Annotated in this window: 1 protein-coding gene; it reads right to left on the reverse strand. The window is 77.8% G+C overall.

Annotated features, from left to right (window positions below):
* The coding region (locus tag AOK03_RS44590; RefSeq protein WP_244177909.1) for a PucR family transcriptional regulator at positions 1-643 on the reverse strand (643 nt) is incomplete at both ends.

Raw genomic sequence — 643 nt, forward strand, 5'->3', positions numbered from 1 at the left:
CCCCAGCTGCCCCCTCAACCGCCGGGCCCGCAGCACCAGTTCCAGTTCGAAGCGGCGGTCCGGATCGTCCACCTCGTCGCCCCAGAGCTCCCTGATCTGGCGGAGGCGGTAGCGGACCGTCTGCGGGTGGACGCCCAGGCGGGCCGCCACCTCGGGGGCGCCGCCGCGGGTCTCCAGCCAGGCGAGGAGGGTCTCGGCGAGGCGGCGGCCGTGAGCGGGGCCGCAGTGCTCCAGAGGCGCGAGACAGCGGCGGGCCAGGTCCTCGATGAGCTCCTCCGGCTGCAGCAGCACCAGCGCCTCGGTGTGTTCCGTGCAGTGCAGGACCTCGCCGGAGGGCAGCAGTCCGCGCTCCATCAGGCGCACCGCCGCCTCCGCCCAGCGCAGCGACTTCGCGGCGTCGGCGAGGGCCACGGGCGGCCCGATGGCGCCGGACCAGCCGGTCATGGCGCGGCGCAGGAGCTCGGGGCGCCCGGCCGCGTCGGGGTCGGGCACGACCATGCGGGGCTGCTCGGCCTCCATGTCGAGCAGGACGCCCTCGCCGACGGCGGGCGCGACGGCCTCCCGCGCGGGGCGCAGCAGGACGCCGACCGCGACGCGTTCGGGCAGCTGCCAGCCGACGCGGGCGGCGCGCTCGCCGAGGCCG

Source organism: Streptomyces atriruber, assembly GCF_001418325.1.
GTDB classification, from domain to species: domain Bacteria; phylum Actinomycetota; class Actinomycetes; order Streptomycetales; family Streptomycetaceae; genus Streptomyces; species Streptomyces atriruber.